The sequence below is a fragment of the Saccharibacillus qingshengii genome (assembly GCF_013185195.1).
GTDB classification, from domain to species: domain Bacteria; phylum Bacillota; class Bacilli; order Paenibacillales; family Paenibacillaceae; genus Saccharibacillus; species Saccharibacillus qingshengii.
The window spans coordinates 133486-149722 of record NZ_JAAZWC010000002.1 but is presented as its reverse complement, the minus strand read 5'-3'; the positions used below and the strand labels follow the sequence as shown (position 1 = coordinate 149722).

Genomic DNA, 16237 nt, shown 5'->3' with positions numbered 1-16237 from the left:
GGTACCAGTGCGGCGACTTTTAGTGAAACCCGTTTCATTCGAAATCAAAATGTAAGGGCTTTCTTTTGACATCAGAATAATCCCTGTTTCTGCTGTTGTCAATATTTTTCGCAATATTTTTTAGGCGGACGGCTCCGTGAAGGGAGCCGTCGTTTCGCGTACGATCAGTTCCGGCATGATGGATTGCAGACGCGGAACTTTTTTGCCGGCGATCATCTTGTCCAGTGTTTTCGCGGCTTGACGGCCGATTTCCTGAGACTGCAACGAGACGGTCGTCAGCTCCGGAATACTGTAGGTCGCCTGCGGAATATCGTCGTATCCGACGATCGACAGCTGCTCCGGCACCCGGATCCCGAGGCGGTGAGCCGCTTTGAGCGCGCCGATCGCCAGCAGGTCGTTCATGCAGAAAATAGCCGACGGACGGCGCTTCGCTCCCAGCAGGCGCGAAGCGAATTCCTGACCTTTTTGCACGGAAAACCCTTCGGTCAGCACCCATTCCTTGCGTACGTTCAGCCCTGCTTCCTTCATTGCCGTGCGGAAGCCGAGCAGCCGCTGCTGGGTATTGGTCATCTTGGCATAACCGCCGATCACGGCAATATCCCGATGGCCCAGGTCGATCAAATGCTGCACGGCGAGCTGCGCCCCCAGCTTCTGGTCGGCGGCGATCCGGTTGAGATGGGTCTGCGGCAGATTGCCGTTGAGCAGCAGAACCGGCACCCGCTTGGCCGCTTCTTCGACTTCTCGCGCCAGTTCTTCGCCCGGTTTGGCCAGATCGACCCGTCCGCCGATGATTACGATGCCGTCGACCTGCTTCTCCATAAGCAGACTCAGATACTGGGACTCGCGTTCATATTGGCGATCGTACAGACGCTCGTTTTCTTCGTTCGTGGAAATCGTATCGCACAGGAAATAGGTATAACCCAATTTGCGCGCTTCGTAGTCGAACCCGGACAGCACCTCGGGAAAAAAAGGATTGGTGATATCCGGCAGAATGAATCCGATCATCCCCGTCTCCTTGCGCGACAGGCTTCGGGCCAGCGCGTTCGGCTGAAACTGATGCTTGTGCATGAGTGCGACGATCCGTTCCCGGGTTTCTTTTTTGACGGGAGCGGTGTTGTTGAGCACTCGGGAGACGGTAGCTACGGACACATTGGCTTCCCTTGCGATATCGTAGACGGTTACCGGACGCATCGGCATTCCTCTTTCCCCTTGGAATTTTTTGTTTGTGAAACGGGTTTCATCCTGGGTTCGATTATACGCGCCCCTTTTGCCGGAAGCAACGAAAAAGAAGCTCGCCGAACGGCGGATCGATAGCGGTATCGGCGGCGGGTATTTATCAGCGTAATCCTTTGCGGTACGCACCCGGCGTCATGCCCGCAAACTGCTTGAACTGCCGCATGAAATGCGTCTCGCTATCATACCCGCATAGTCTCCCGATTTCTCCGACGGATAGAGCGGTGCTGGCGAGCAGATACTTGGCATACTCCACACGGCCGCGGATCATGTCGGTGACGACAGAGCAGCCGAATGTTTCTTTGTACAAATGTTGAAAGTAAGACTTGCTCAAGTTGACCCGGGATGCTAGTTCTTCTACCGAGATCCGGGCATCCGGGGAACCGTACAAGTCGGCGCGCAGCCGGGATAATTGTTCCGCGTAGCGGAGCGTCCGGGCAGGGGCCGTATCGCGTGCCTGCGCCGCCGCAAGTTTGGTCAGCAGACTGCGCAGTTCGAGTTCCGCGATCTCTTCCTGAAAAGGTCCGCCTTCCCGCCCGGTGTTCTGAAGCTCCAGAATATGCCTCGGGACGAGGGAAGGATCGGAAGCCGGGAGCAGCCGGTCCGTCGGAAACCCGAGCCGCCGCAGAAGTTCTTCAATCCCTTCGCCTTCACAGTGAAACCAATCGTTGACATAAGGCTGTTCAAGGTCTCGATAAGCATGGGGCGAATCCGGCGAGAACAGGATATACGAATTCGATTCCGCCTGCCGGCTTCGTCCGTTCACGGTGACTTCCGCCTTCGAGCGAAAGAAGACGAAAGCGTAATTTCCCGCACCATGCGGGCGTTCGATCGATATGCCTTCGCGGTGCGTGAACCGGCAACCGCAGCTGACCAACCGGATCATTGCGTCCCTCCTTCAATCGCCTTTCAAGCACGATCCGTCAGTTTTTAGCCATTATAATTCATTGCTTCGCCTTTCGGCAAACGGGTATGGTGAAAAGGATATCGACGAAGGAGAGGGATCGAACTTGGACGCTTACCTATTCGTGCATTTCAAAGAAAAAAAGACGCCGGACGGCGAGCAGGTGTACTTCGCGCTCAGCACGGACGGCTTTCATTGGGAACAAGTGAACGGCGGACTTCCGGTCCTGGAAAGCGTGCTCGGGGAAAAAGGGGTTCGCGACCATACGATCGTCCGTACGGACGAAGGCCGGTTCCATATTCTTGCGACCGACCTCAGCCTGGCAAACTCTTTTCACGGCAAATACCAAGGGGATTGGGCCAATATCGGAACCGGCGGAAGCAAAAGTCTGTCGCTCTGGTCGTCGGACGATCTCGTCAACTGGTCGGAGCAGCGGCTGATCGAGCTCGGCAGCGAAGAGTTCGGCTGCCTGTGGGCGCCCGATATCATTCGCGACCCGCAGGAAGGCGATTACCTCTTGCACTGGTCGTCTTCGCATGCGTCCAACGATTACGGGCCGAAAGCCATCTATTATTCCCGCACCCGGGACTTCGAACATTTTACCGAACCGAAACTGCTTTGCCGCAAAGCGGACAGCGGGATTATCGACTCGGCGATCTACGAAGAAGACGGCTTGTTCTACCGGTTCCTCAAAAGCGAAGCCAATCCCGAGACGCTGATCCTGGAAAAAGGCTCTTCGTTGACGGGCGACGATTATGTGCGCAATACCGCTTTTGACGAAGAAATGGCCAAGCTTGAGCAGGGCGTCTATGAAGCTCCCACCGCTTTCCGGCTGCGCGACGGCAAATGGTGCCTCATGCTTGATTTCTACGGCGTGCAAGGCGAAGGTCAGGGTTACGTTCCGTTTATCGCGGACAGCCTGGCGGATGGGCGGTTTATCCGGTCCGACGCAAGCTTCAGCTTCCCTTATGGCTTCAAGCACGGCACCGTGCTCGGGATTACGCAAAGCGAGTATGAGCGGATTCGGGCGTATGACTGGGAGCAGCGGGCGTAACACAAGTCCTGTGACGTGAACCGGCAGAACGGCTCCCCATTGCAGCCTGCCGGTTCCGTATATTTTTCTTGTGCGTATTTTTCGAAAAATAGTTGACAGCTAGGTTAGAAGTACGTATAATCTAATGCTGTAGGAATTATTTATTTCGGGATGTAGCTCAGCTTGGTAGAGCACCTGGTTTGGGACCAGGGGGTCGCATGTTCAAATCGTGTCATCCCGATCCGTTATACCGTAAAAAGCCCGTTCGCACATGCGAACGGGCTTTTTCTTATCCTTTTTTTATGCGGCTCTCTTGATAGTTTGCAGCAGATCGCGGCGCTTAGACCCTGCGGCTCTCTTCGGCCTGCGCCGCACGGATTCGGTCGATCTGGCCCAGATGCCGATCCACATGCGCCGAAAACCCACGGACTATATCGGCGATCGTGACCCTGCTGCCCTGCGCGTTTACTCCGCCGTACTCCCATTCGTGGGGTTCGAGGCGGCGGAGCAGCAGGGTATTAAACTTCAGCAGCGCTTGAAAAGCTTCCAAAATATCGCCTGTTGCCCCTTCATTCGTATGCTGGTTCTCTACCCAGGCGTTTTGGGCGAACGCCGGAAGAGTCTCGGTCGATCCGGCCAAAACGGCCCGCAGCCGAAACGAGACCACGAGACTGTGATCCGACAGATGGCCGAGCACTTCCGTAATGCTCCAACTGCCGGGAGCGGCTTTCCAGGTTAGTTCCCGTTCATCCAATCCTTCGATCGCCTGCCGCAGGCGGCGAGATGTATCCGAAAAGTCGGCAATCCCCGATTCGCTCATCTTTTTCCCTCCCTGTTCGAATAAGTCTGCTGCTGGTTTCGTTTGGTTTTTCCGATTTACTGGATATTCGATTTTTCGGATCTATTCAGGGTCATTATTGTGAATTTTTCATATAATGATTATACATAATCAATCCTCTTTTTCCACGGTTTCCGACAGATGAAGCAGCGTCCGGACCGCCAGCTCCGCCAACAGCGATGCGGCTCCGGGCAGCGCAGCGTCGTTCAATTCAAACGCCGGATGATGCCATTCCCTATCGCCGGAAGTGCCGACGAACAAGAAGACACCGGGCACCTTCTGCTGGTAAAAAGAAAAATCTTCGCTGGCGGGCGAAGTGATGCCCTCCGCGACCCGAAGCCCGAGTCCGTGCGCGCAAATTCCGGCCAAAGCGGTCAGCGCCGCATCGTTCACAACGGGCGGAGGTCCGCCGCTCCACCGGACGGACGCTTCCGCCCCGAACGCCGATGCCACGCCGCCGGCGATCTCCGCGAAGCGTTTTTTGATCCGGCTGTGCACGGACTCGTCGAACGAGCGGATCGTGCCCTGCAGCACGGCCGTATCGGGAATGACGTTCCATGTATTCCCGGCGTGTACCTGGGTCACGCTGACGACAGCCCGCTCTTGGGCGCTGATACTGCGGCCGATGATCGTCTGCAGCGCCGTGACGATATGGGCAGCGGTCACGATCGGATCGATCCCGGCTTCCGGCACGGCGGCATGCGACGCCGTGCCTCTGACCGTTACCGTAAATCCGTCCGAGGCCGCCATGATCGGCCCCGCCGTAATCCCGATCGTGCCTACCGGCAGATCCGGCTTGTTATGCTGGCCGATCACGGCGCCTACGCCCTGCAGCACTCCGGCTTGAATCAGCTGCCTGGCGCCTTTGGCCCGCTCTTCGGCAGGTTGAAACAGCAGCCGGACCGTTCCCGGCAGCTCCGCTTCGCGCCGCTTGAGAAGCTGCGCCGCGCCGATCAGCACCGCGGCATGAAAATCATGGCCGCAGGCATGCATCCTGCCGGGACGGGTTGACGCATACTCCAATCCGGTCTCTTCTTCGATCGGCAGTGCGTCGATATCGGCGCGAAGCGCGGCAATCGGACCTTCCCCGCTGCCGATCTCGGCGACCAGACCGGTCTCAAGGCCGTAATCGACAATCCGGATGCCAAGATTCTCCAGGCGTTCCCGCAGATAGGCGGTCGTCTCGTATTCCTCGCCGGACAGCTCCGGATACCGGTGCAGATGGCGCCGGATCGCAATCCATTCTTCGGATTCGCAGATAATCGAAGGTTCGGCCGTGGAATCCGCAGAAGCGGGCAGCCCGGCATCCGGAGAGTACGCCGGCTTGGCTTCGCCGATACGAAGCGGGTCTGTCCGATTAAACAAGGACTCTCTGACACGAGTCATGGGCACAGCCTCCTTTCTCGATTGGGCTTACACGGCTCGGCCGAAGTCCGGTGCATTGAACGCAATCGCGCCTACCCGTAGGCTTCGGCAGATTTCGTTCAACGCACGAAAGACTTCCGCACAGCGCGCCCTTCATTTTGGCTTCGGCAGCTTTGCCGAAGTCCGGTGCATTGAACGCAATCACGCCTACCCGTAGGCTTCGGCAGATTTCGTTCAACGCACTAAATCACCCAGTTAGCTTCGGGGGTGATCCGGCGAAGGAACTGTTTGGTGCGTTCTTCTTTCGGATGCTGGAAGACATCGTCGGGCGTGCCTTCTTCGACGACCACGCCGCCGTCCATAAAGACGACGCGGTTGGCCACGTCGCGGGCGAAGCCCATTTCGTGCGTCACGACGATCATGGTGATGCCTTCGCGGGCGATATCGCGGATGACTTCGAGGACTTCGCCGACCAGCTCGGGGTCGAGGGCGGATGTCGGCTCGTCGAACAGGATTACTTCCGGTTCGAGCGCAAGTGCCCGGGCAATGCCGACCCGCTGCTGCTGGCCGCCGGACAGGCGGCTCGGATACTCGTCCAACTTACCGCCGAGGCCGACTTTTTCAAGCAGGGCGACGCTGCGGCTCCGCGCTTCGGCGGCCGGCATCTTTTTGACGACAAGCAGAGCTTCCATGACGTTTTCCAGCGCCGTTTTGTGACGAAACAGATTATACTGCTGGAAGACCATCGCCGTTTTGCGCCGCAATCGCAGAATATCGCCGCGCTTGGCCTGCGCGCAGTCCATCTTGAAATCGCCTACCGCGATCTCGCCGCTGGCCGGCTTTTCGAGATAATTGACGCAGCGCAGCAGTGTCGTCTTCCCCGATCCGCTGGGGCCGAGAATCACGACTACCTCGCCCGTCTTGACACTCAGGCTGATATCTTGGAGCACCCGGTGGCGTCCGAACGATTTTGAGATCTTTTTCAACTCGATCATGCCACACCTCCCCGATTGTAAGCCCCGACCCGTTTCTCGATCAGCGCCGCGGCGCGTTCGATCAGCACCGTCAGCCCCCAGAAGATCAAGGCCGCCGCCAGATAAGCTTCGAAAAATTTCCAATTGGTCGAAGCGACGATCTGCGCCTGCGCATTGATGTCGACCACCGACACGGCAAAAGCGAGCGTCGAACCGTGCAGCATCCCGATCACCGAGTTGGCCAGGTTCGGCAGCGCGGCGGCCAAAGCCTGCGGAAACGAAATCCGGCGCAGCGCCTGAAACGAGGTCATCCCGACGGAATGCGCCGCTTCGACCTGTCCGCGGTCGACCGCCTGCATACCGGCCCGCACCACTTCCGACATATAGGCGCCGGCCGTGATCGAGAACGAAATATAGGCGAAGCCGATCATGGGAATCGACACGGAGCGGAAGCTCCAGCCAAGCGATTCGGCCAATCCGTCGATCAGCATCGGCAGACCGAAGTAGATCAGCAGCAGATGCGTCAGCATCGGCGTGCCGCGAATGAACGTGACGTAAGCCGACGCCATCTGCGACAGCACCGGAACCCGGTACAGACGGACCAGGGCCGTTACCGTTCCGATCGCAAAACCGAGCAGCACCGATACGGCCGTGATCGACAGCGTGGTCGGAATCGCGCGGAGAATTTGCCAGAATGCCGTCCAAATAAACGAAGGATCAAGCTGCATCAGAGTCTCCCTCCTTTTCCGGCATCGATATCCGCCAGCACGGCCCGGTACGAGCCTTTTCGTCTCAGTTTGAAGCTGCGGCCGACTTTCTCTTCCCGGACTTCATGACGTTTCAAACGGTATTCGGCGGCCAGCAGCACCTTTTCGAGCGTGAAACTGATGACCAGATAGATAAGCGCCAGCGCGATATACGTCTCGAAAAAATGCTGGGTCAGCGTGCCGAGCGTCTGCGCTTTGCCCGTCATCTCCATCACGCCGAGCGTGAATGCAAGCGAAGTGTCTTTGAGCAGCGCGATGACCAGATTCGAGAAGACCGGTACCGCGATGGCAAGCGCCTGCGGCAGCACAATCCGGGAGAAGGCCTGATAAGAGGTCATACCCGATGCGTAAGCCGCTTCGACCTGCCCCCGGTCCACCGCTTCGACCGAAGCGCGAATCATCTCCGCCGCGTAGGCTCCGGTGTGCAGTCCATAGGCGAGAATGACGAAGAACAGCACCGGTGCGCGGCTCAAGTCGAAGCCCAGCGGCTTCAGCAGCTCCGGCAGGCCGTAATAGAACAAGAAGAGCTGGATCAGAATCGGGGTTCCGCGAAAAAAAGACAGGTACAGACCGGACAGCGTACGCAGGACCGGAATCTTGTACATGCGGGGCAGCGCGACCAGAAATCCGGCCACGATCCCCGTCAACAGCGAACCGGCGACGATCAGGAGCGTAACGCCCAGCGTCTCCAGCAGCTTCGGCAGGAACGAAAAGACGTAGCCGATTTCAAAAGGTGCGCCCATCGACAATCTCCTTTCTTTTATCCCGGACTTCCGGGTAGGTTATCTGCATGCGTCAACGAAAAGACTCGGTTCTTTTTTATTTGGCATGATCGCCCGTGACGTCGCTGCCCAGCCATTCCACGCTCAGATCGCTTAATGTGCCGTCTTGTTTGAGTTCTTTTACCACTCCGTCGATGGCGCCCGACAGTGCCGCGGAATCGGCATCGTCTTTGCGGAATACATACAGCACATCGTCGGATGTGAGTTCTTCGCCCACCTGCTTGAGCTGGCCCTGCGGATCGATAACCGGAACCACGAAATCGGCCGCGATCGTCGCGTCGACGCGTCCGGAAGCAATCTGGCTGACCGTATCGTTGGCCTGACCGCTTTGATAGACGATATTGATCTTGGCGTCATGTTCCTTGTTGTAGTTCTCAACGATCTGCGCTTCGGCGCTCGTGGCGCTGGTCAGTACTTTTTTGCCTTGCAGATCATCGAGCGTACGGATGGAATCGTTGTTTTTGGCGACGACGATCCGGTTGCGCCAATGCGCGTACGCTTCGGAGTTGAACGCATATTTCTGCTCGCGCTCCGGATTTTTCTCCATCACGTGAGCGACAAGATCGATCTTGTCCGTCTCCAGGCTCAGCAGCAGGTTGCCGAAATCCATCGTCTGGAATTCGAACTCGTACTGCGGCAGCCGCTCGTCGATCTTGCGCAGCAGTTCGACGTCGAAGCCGGTCAGCTTGCCGTTCTCGTCCAGGAAGCAGACCTGCGGGAAGCCGGTTCCCGTGCCGACCACGATCTTCGTAACCTTCTCGCCGGACGCGTCCGCGGCCGAGCCGGATGCCTGTGCCGTCTTTTCGCCGCTTGCTCCGCAGCCGGAAGCCAGCAGCATCAAACCCAGTGCGGATACGATCAACCCGTTTTTTCTTTTTCTTGCGCTCGTCTCGATCTTCATTTTTATTTATCCCCTTTGAATGGCGTATGGATCCGAATAGCGGTAATCGGCGATGTTTTTGCGGAACAGGTACATGAGGCCGTCCCCGTTCTTCGTATCGATCTCCAGAATGCGTTCATATCCGCGGCGTTCGTACATCTGTACCAACCAGGGATGCTTCTGCGCCGTTGCCAGCGTCACTTCGCGGTGTCCGTACCGGCCCCATACAATCTCGCGCTCGACCCAATCGATCAGCCGTCCCCCGTACCCTTTGCCGGAAAAAGCCGGATCGGTTGCGAACCATTTGAAAAAAGGAAGATCCGTAATCGCTTTGCTTTCCCCGTTGGTGGAGAGGGTCAGCGTAGCGACCGGGACCCCGTCCGCTTCCAGCAGGTAACATTCGTTCTCCTCAATGTTTTGCAGCACCAGCGGCAGATCAGCATGGGCTGCGGGCCAGTGCAGACCCAGCTCGCGGATCACCTCGTAAGCCCGGTACGTAATATCGACCAGCCGCTCCGCATCCCGCGCTTCGGCTCTCCGGTAAATTTCACTCATTTTCGGCACCTCCGCTTTAATTACATATCGCCGATTTGTTTACTCGGGATTGATTGCTGTTAACTTTATCACCGGAAACACGGCGGGGCTAATAGAGTTTTTCGATTCGCTTATACAAAAGATTGATAAGCGGCTGCGGCCGTCCGCTCCGGATTGCACAAAAAAGCGGACCTGCAGGTCCGCTTCTTGCTCCACTCTATTCGATTCTGCTGCTCGGGCGCCGCGACGGACCCGGCTGCCGTTCGAAATCTAGCGCGACATTCCCTGCGCCTGCACGTCTCCCGTTTGAAGAACGGTTTCGCCGAGATTCTGGATGCCGTCGAATTCCAGCAGCACCCGCGTTCCTTTGGCATCCGTATACAGAAATATCCGGTCGGCCGAAGCATACATGACGCCAAAGCCGCGTCCAAGCGACTTTTTGCTGCTGTAGCCGGAAACGACAAAGGTTTTGGGCAGCTCATGCAGCGCAATACCCGAACCGTCGTCGCGGACCAGTACCTGCAGGCCCTGTTCGCGGACAAACAAAGTGACTTCGCCGCCCAAAGCATGTTTGAGCACATTGGTGGCCGCTTCGGATACCGCCAGCTTGATCTGCATGATGCGTTTGGGATCTCCCGGCTGCATAAATCCCGCCGCCAGATCCCGGCTTCGCCCTACATCCGTACGCTCGGCAACCTGAATGGCAGCTAAACGCTCACCCAGTCGCTCAAGCAGTTCACGCTCCGTCAAGCAGAGCGAGACTTTGCCTGACGAGAGCGCCGACATGATCTCCCGGTACGACAGCATCATCTCTTTGTGCAGTTTCTCCCGATAAGCGATCGCCGGCGTAATATCCGTCAGCACGATCCGGACTTCTCCGTGTTCCGGATAAAAGTGGGCTTCGTAAGTCCGTTTTTCGCAGGGCAGAATCTCGTAGAACGAAGACTGTTCCTCCTGGGCCCGGCGCGCCAGCCGGACGATATCCGCTTCGAGCTCCGGCTGTTCCAGTCCGTACAGCAGACCGTCCGAAGCCAGCTTAAGCAGCACGCTTGCTCCGACGTACGAACCCTGTTCGTTCCCGGCGGACGACTCCGGCCCGGTGCGGTGCGCTTCCCCCGCCTGCTTGCCTTCCGGTTCCGGAATCGGCAGGAACATCAGCCCCCGCTGGGTCAGCTGCTCGCGCAGCCGCTGCAGCAGGTTCGTGTCCACCGCCGATGCCAGTGCCGGATCCAGTTCGCGACCGGACAGCTTATGAACAGACCGGCAGACCGCTTCGTCGTCGGGTTCGCGCCGGATCAGATGATCGAGTCGACTGCACAGAGCAAGGATCCGGGACTCGTACGGAATATCTTTTCCTTTGAGGCCCGATGGAAATCCTTTGCCGTCCCAACGCTCGTGATGATGCCGTACCCACCGGGACGCCCGTGCGTCTTCGGTGAGCGTCCGGATAATATCGGCGCCTTTTTCGCTGTGGGAGCGATATTCGTCTTCTTCGGACAGCGACAAGGCCCCCCGTTTGTTGAACAAATAAGCGGGCAGCGCCGACTTGCCGATATCGTGCTGGATCGCTACCTGGACCAGCACTCTTTTTTTCTCGCGCGGATAGGAGAAACGGTCCAGCAGATGATCGGCAATCACGCCGGTACGTATGCCGTGACCTTCAAGATCCGGCGACAGCCGGGACTCGAACAGCAGGCTGAAACGTTCGAAGGTGCGGCGCCATCCGGTGACTTCCCGCACGTAAACACTCGAGAAGTACAGAATAAAAAACAGCAGCAGCCCGGTAAAAGCGAGCTGGTAGACCATATCGCTCCGGTTCAGCGTACCGAGAAAATGCGGAATCACCAGGATGCAGAGCAGAATCGGAATCACCGCTTCCCGCAGCCGGCCTCGAATATCCGCGAGCAGTGCGATATCGGACAGCATTCTACGCATCGCGGCATCCAGCGACATTTTGACCGCTTTGAATGCGAACGCCGCTGCGGCAGCCTGCACGTACAGAGAACTGTCGGCCTCCAACGCGTGCAGTCCCTGCAGCGTAAGCGCGGCTCCGCATGTACTGAGCGTATAAACGGCCAGCCTCGCGAACCAGCGAACCGGATCGAACGCTTTGGGTCTGAATCCGCACTGACGCGCTTCATTCGCCAGACTGCTGATAAATACGCCCAGCAGCGCCGTATAGAGGCCGAATCCGATCAAGAGCGACAGAAACCCGATCAGCCCGGCTCCGAATTCGTCTCCGCTGATAAGCCGAATCGGCAGTAAATCCAGCAGCAGCGTAAGCAGCAGAATCGGCAGAACAAGTCTCCACGGTACCTGTCCGGCCCCGACGGCCAGCATGGCTCCATAGAGAAAGCCGGCCAGTGCCCAGAACGGATAAGCCAACTCTTTGCCTTTTGCCGCATTCGGGGGTAAGTTCACGCTCATCCGCTCCTTTCTTCGGGAAGTCAGGACCGGTAAGGTCCTGCGGTGTCGACCTTATGTTTCTCTATCGGGATGCGCAGCGAAAGGTCTACTCGAATACTTCTTCGCCGAGAATCTCACGAATTTGCAGCAGTTCGAATACTTCCAGCACCTCGGGACGCACATTCTGAATCTTGACGGAGCGCCCTCCTTCTCTCAGTTCATCGACCGTACGGATAATCAGGCCGATCCCCGACGAATCGACGAAATAGACTTCGCCGAAATTAAGCCGGATATTCGGATATTCCGAAACGACGGGCAAAATATCTTCTTCCAGCACCTCGCTGCTGTCAATATCGAGATCCCCTTCAAAGACTACAACCACTTCATCTTCATTTTGGTCAATCCGGTAAGCAAACATGCTGTTCCTCCTTTTATTCGTAGATCGATTTCGCTTCCCCGTTCAGAAAAGCAGCAGTTCACCGGAGGGCCCCAGCCGCCCGTGTACATTCGAAGCCGCTTCGATGAACTGGAACGAACGCCGGCCGATCTGGACGATCGTGCCTTCCATGACGTTTCCTACTTTGATCGAAGCCTTTTCCGATACTTGAAGCTTCGTTGCCACGCCGCCGTGCGCCCCGACTTCCTTGACGTTGATTCCTTTTCCGGCAAAATACACCCCGCCCCGCAGCGTTCCGCCCGAATCGAGCGTCCCCTGGCAGTAGAGGGTCGTGTTGTAACAGCCTTTCGCGACCCGAACGCTGCCTCCGCAGTACAGATGACTGTTCTGGGCATATTGGATATCCGCAAAGATCGGCCGGTCTTCCGGTCCGCAGAGGGATTCATACAATTCGAGCGTCCGGCGGCGGAACAGATCGAGTTCCGAAGCGTTGCGGAAACCGCCCAGCCTCAAATCGAGAAAACCGGTCTTGAGACGAGTCGCGTAGGCCGCCCATTCTTCGTCCAGCTGCGCTTCGTTTTTGCCGGCCTGCTCCGAGAAACGGACCAACACGGCATGCAGCGTCTTGAATTTGCCGCGCAGCAGGACGTTCAGCAGAGCGCCGAGTCCCGTCTGCTGCAGGTCGTTCAGCTTGAACGCGGCCGTCTGGCTGAGCTGTTCGATCGCCGACTGCAGCATCAAGGTCTGCGAAGCGATCTCGAGCAGCATCGGCTCCGCCTGATCGACAAATTCGTTCCGTTTGCCAACATTCACCTGCGCGCCGATCAGACTGCCCGACGCGATCAGCGAGTAGGCCGCGTCGATCGTCGCCGAACCGACTGCCCCGCGAACCGCAAGACTGCCGAACGATTCCACTTTCATCCCATTTTGAATCCCGCCGGAAATCTCCACATCGCCGTGGAACCGGATATTGCCGGACTTCAAATCGACATCGCCGCGATGCGACAACTTCGGAAGTACCGACAAATGCACGCGAAATGCCTGATGCTTGACCCGAGGCATGCCCGAGCGGATCGCAACCGCCCGTCTGCCGTCTTCCGTGACGGAGACCCCTTCGCCGGCCGCCAGCTGGATCGGATGTACCGGGTTCGGCTGGATCGGACGGTCCATCAGATCGCGGCCCGGACGGCCCGGCTTGGCCGGCAGGGTACGTACCAGCACATCGCCTTCGACTACCGTTGGGAATTCGACAATTTCCCGGTAGTCGATCGTACCGTCTTCACGGTTTTTGGGACCCAGATGTTTGGTTTCGGTCTCGAAATTCATTTCAAAACTTCCGTTGGTCCCCTGCACGGCAGGAGAACCTTCGGCCACCGTATAGACGCCGGCGTGCTCCGTGAAACAGGCCGCCTTGATCTCGGCTGGCCGGATCCCGTAGAGAACTCCCATTTCTTTGAGCCGTGCGGCGACTTCGGCTTCCGAAACCGGAAGCAATGTCCGGCTTGCCTGTACCGGTACGCTCAGATGCGTCTGCGGTTTGCAGTCGATAAGCGTATAGCGGGTCTCGAAGCCCGGCTGTATATGCAGTTCGGCCCGAAGGCAGAAGTCGTCGATTTCGATCCGCCATACGGCCGGTTCGACCTGCGGCTTGGACTCGAGTTCCAGGCGGTCTTCCCGGGACACCGAGACCCGTCCTTCGACCGGAACCCCGTTTTTGTACAGCACAGCCCCTGCAGGCGCGGTCAGCAGCGGCAGACGATCGCCGGAAGCCACAATTCGGAAAACCCCGTTCTCGATCCCGATTTCTCCCTGCTGCACAGGTTCTGCATCGGCGGACACCGGCTTGGTTTGAACCGCCTGTATCTGTTCGGCCGCGCGAGGCGGAGCGGCAGTCGGCTGTTCTTCCCTAGAAAAAGCGGCTGCTTCTGCGGACAGGGTCTGATCGGCTTGGCCAGGCGAAGCCGCGGCCGAATCGGGCGCCGCCGATCCGCGTCCTTCCTGCATCTGAAGCACCGTGACCTTGACCACCGCCAGGCGGCTGCCCAGGCCCAGCAGTCCTCGGCCGCCCGGTTCGATAATTTCGATCTGTACGGATTCCCGATTGACCGCCAAGAGTTTCAGCGCTTCTTCCACTGCCGTCTCGGCACTTTTGGCTCGTGTAATAATAGATCTTTCCATCGACATTCCCTTCCTTTCGGCCGAATCGCGTCTCAATTCAATTGAATGGATACGATGCAGACGTCATCGCTTTTGCCCTGCCCGAGCACCGCCAGCTTCTCGGTAAAACGATCATTCGGCAGATACCGGATCCGGGATGCGTACTGCTCCAGCTGACCGATTCCCGCACGGATCGACTGCCTTGGAGTCTCGACCAGTCCGTCGGTGTACAGCAGGATTTTTCCCGACCCTTCATAATGGAAGACGCCGCTGGCTCCTTCGATCGTTTTGCGGATGCCCAGAGGCACGCCCGTATTTTCCAGATAATGCGCTTTACGGTCGGTTTGAAAAAAAAGACCCGGCGGATGTCCAGCGTTGAAGTAGCGGATCTCCCGGGCTTCCTGGTCGATCAACAAATAAATAGCGGTCAGATAAATGGAATCCCGACTGCCGCCAAACAGGCTGCACACCTGTTTGTTGAGTTCCAGGCAGACTTCGGACGGATCGGAAATCCGCTTGACCATACCGTCCAGCAGCGAACGGACGGACATGCTGATCAGTGCCGACGACAAACCGTGTCCCGCCACATCGATCAGCATGACTCCGCAGCGTTTGTCGTCGATCCGCGTCCAGTAGAACATATCCCCGGACACTTCGTCCGATTGGATATACTGGGCGTGGATTTCGATCCCCGGCTCAATCATCGGCGGGGGCAGAACGGTTTTTTGGACCCGTTTGGCAAGCTGCAGTTCTTTGACAAGACCGATTTCGCGGCTTTTGCGAATATCGGTTTCTTTTTTGAGGCGGATCGCCGATTGAACGCGTGCGAGCAGTTCGTATTCGGGCGCTCCTTTTTCGATAAAATCCATTCCCCCCGCTCCGAACGCTTCTTTAAAATGTCTGCGGTCGCCCGTCAGGAAAATAATAGGCAGGTCGGTATAAGGCGGACATTCTTTGATCAGGCGGCAGGCTTCGATTCCGTCCATATCCGGCATGACGATATCGAGCAGAATCAGGTCGAAGGCGGCGGCTTTGCGAGGAACGCGTCCTCCGCTCATGCCGAGCCGTTCGAGTGCCTGCTCCGCCGAGGAAGCCGTCTCGATGGCCGAGTAACCGGCTTCCGACAGTACCTGCTTGAAATAAGCGAGGTTCATCATCGAATCGTCGACGATCAGTATGCTCATGGCGTTTCTCCTCCGGCGCAAAAGTCGTGATCGATCGCCTGTCGGGTTTTGAACAACAGTGAACAGGTTATCTATATCATCGACTTCGGGACCCGGATTGTGAAGATAATCAGGAAAGCGATCTCTTTCTCTGAGAGTTTACCATGAAAACCCAAAAAAGACTTTGCTCCGGAAAAGGAATCCGAAAAGCAAAGTCTTTCAAAACCAGATGATGCCCGCCGCGGCCGACAGCAAAATAACCGCCAGCGGATGCAGTTTGGTCTTCACGAGCGCAACCAGACAGCCGCCGCAGATCAACAGCGTTCCGGCTATCGTCCAGGCGGGCTGCGGATTCGACAGCAGACCTCCCAGGCCAAAATGAATCCCCGCATACACGATCAGCGCCACGACAACGGGACGCAGCCCGTAAAAAGCCGCCTTGACTCCGAATCGATCGTGCAGCCGGACGAAAAAGGCGGTCAGCACCGCAACGAGCAGCAGCGACGGAAGAACAATACCGACCGTGGCCGCAATCGCGCCCGCGGCTCCCGCCTGCGCATACCCGATCAGCGTTGCGCTGTTGGTCGCGATCGAACCGGGAGCCATTCCGGCAAGCGAACCGATCTCGCGAAAAGACTCCGCATCGATCCAGCCCCGGTCCGACGTCTCGCGCTGGATCAGACTCATGACGGCATATCCGCCGCCAAATGCCATGCAGCCCACTTTGAAAAAGAGGGCGAACAGCTCCCACAGCATAAGTTCCCTCCTTAATCCTTACATTTCCGGATCGTTCCCGATGCGAAT

The 16237-nt window shown here is 57.6% G+C and carries 15 protein-coding genes and 1 tRNA gene; 2 read left to right on the top strand and 14 right to left on the bottom strand.

What is annotated here, in order from left to right; genetic code table 11:
- Nucleotides 1-120: 120 nt before the first annotated feature.
- A complete protein-coding gene (locus HRQ60_RS02565) occupies nt 121-1197 on the bottom strand; it encodes a LacI family DNA-binding transcriptional regulator (RefSeq protein ID WP_343044593.1) in 1077 nt (358 codons plus the stop codon).
- Between the two features lie 139 nt (nt 1198-1336).
- Nucleotides 1337-2119: a helix-turn-helix domain-containing protein gene (locus tag HRQ60_RS02560; RefSeq protein WP_172194074.1), complete on the bottom strand. Its 783-nt coding sequence runs from the start codon at nt 2117-2119 to the stop codon at nt 1337-1339.
- A gap of 124 nt (nt 2120-2243) precedes the next feature.
- On the opposite strand from HRQ60_RS02560, the gene HRQ60_RS02555 reads away from it, so the two are divergent.
- Together HRQ60_RS02555 and HRQ60_RS02550 are read left to right on the top strand one after the other, a co-directional pair.
- Nucleotides 2244-3191, top strand: coding sequence for a glycoside hydrolase family 43 protein (locus HRQ60_RS02555; protein ID WP_172194073.1), 948 nt, complete (start codon nt 2244-2246; stop codon nt 3189-3191).
- A gap of 146 nt (nt 3192-3337) precedes the next feature.
- Nucleotides 3338-3411: transfer RNA gene (locus tag HRQ60_RS02550), tRNA-Pro, on the top strand.
- 99 nt (nt 3412-3510) lie between these two features.
- On the opposite strand, the gene HRQ60_RS02545 is transcribed toward HRQ60_RS02550, so the two are convergent.
- The 12 genes from HRQ60_RS02545 to HRQ60_RS02490 all read right to left on the bottom strand — a co-directional run bounded on the left by HRQ60_RS02545 (nt 3511) and on the right by HRQ60_RS02490 (nt 16189).
- Nucleotides 3511-3990 (bottom strand): DinB family protein, encoded by a 480-nt coding sequence (locus HRQ60_RS02545; protein ID WP_172194072.1) that lies wholly within the window; start codon nt 3988-3990, stop codon nt 3511-3513.
- A gap of 129 nt (nt 3991-4119) precedes the next feature.
- Nucleotides 4120-5394 (bottom strand): amidohydrolase, encoded by a 1275-nt coding sequence (locus HRQ60_RS02540; protein ID WP_172194071.1) that lies wholly within the window; start codon nt 5392-5394, stop codon nt 4120-4122.
- A gap of 221 nt (nt 5395-5615) precedes the next feature.
- On the bottom strand, nt 5616-6368 hold the full coding sequence (locus HRQ60_RS02535) for an amino acid ABC transporter ATP-binding protein (RefSeq protein ID WP_172194070.1): 753 nt from the start codon (nt 6366-6368) through the stop codon (nt 5616-5618).
- Entirely contained in the window at nt 6365-7075 is a 711-nt protein-coding gene (locus HRQ60_RS02530) for an amino acid ABC transporter permease (protein ID WP_172194069.1), read from the bottom strand. Before HRQ60_RS02530 ends, HRQ60_RS02535 begins: the two co-directional genes overlap by 4 nt.
- A complete protein-coding gene (locus HRQ60_RS02525) occupies nt 7075-7857 on the bottom strand; it encodes an amino acid ABC transporter permease (protein WP_172194068.1) in 783 nt (260 codons plus the stop codon). The genes HRQ60_RS02530 and HRQ60_RS02525 overlap by 1 nt, the downstream gene beginning before the upstream one ends.
- Nucleotides 7858-7933: 76 nt before the next feature.
- Nucleotides 7934-8797 (bottom strand): transporter substrate-binding domain-containing protein, encoded by an 864-nt coding sequence (locus tag HRQ60_RS02520; protein WP_172194067.1) that lies wholly within the window; start codon nt 8795-8797, stop codon nt 7934-7936.
- A gap of 6 nt (nt 8798-8803) precedes the next feature.
- Nucleotides 8804-9331, bottom strand: coding sequence for a GNAT family N-acetyltransferase (locus HRQ60_RS02515; RefSeq protein WP_172194066.1), 528 nt, complete (start codon nt 9329-9331; stop codon nt 8804-8806).
- Between the two features lie 249 nt (nt 9332-9580).
- Nucleotides 9581-11731, bottom strand: a complete 2151-nt coding sequence (locus HRQ60_RS02510; protein ID WP_172194065.1) for an HD domain-containing phosphohydrolase — start codon at nt 11729-11731, stop codon at nt 9581-9583.
- Between the two features lie 91 nt (nt 11732-11822).
- Nucleotides 11823-12134 (bottom strand): STAS domain-containing protein, encoded by a 312-nt coding sequence (locus tag HRQ60_RS02505; RefSeq protein WP_172194064.1) that lies wholly within the window; start codon nt 12132-12134, stop codon nt 11823-11825.
- Between the two features lie 42 nt (nt 12135-12176).
- Nucleotides 12177-14291: a flagellar assembly protein A gene (locus HRQ60_RS02500; RefSeq protein WP_172194063.1), complete on the bottom strand. Its 2115-nt coding sequence runs from the start codon at nt 14289-14291 to the stop codon at nt 12177-12179.
- 32 nt (nt 14292-14323) lie between these two features.
- Complete coding sequence (locus tag HRQ60_RS02495; protein ID WP_172194062.1) at nt 14324-15454, bottom strand: PP2C family protein-serine/threonine phosphatase; 1131 nt, start codon at nt 15452-15454, stop codon at nt 14324-14326.
- A 198-nt stretch (nt 15455-15652) separates the two neighbouring features.
- Entirely contained in the window at nt 15653-16189 is a 537-nt protein-coding gene (locus HRQ60_RS02490; protein WP_172194061.1) for a chromate transporter, read from the bottom strand.
- Nucleotides 16190-16237 lie beyond the last annotated feature (48 nt).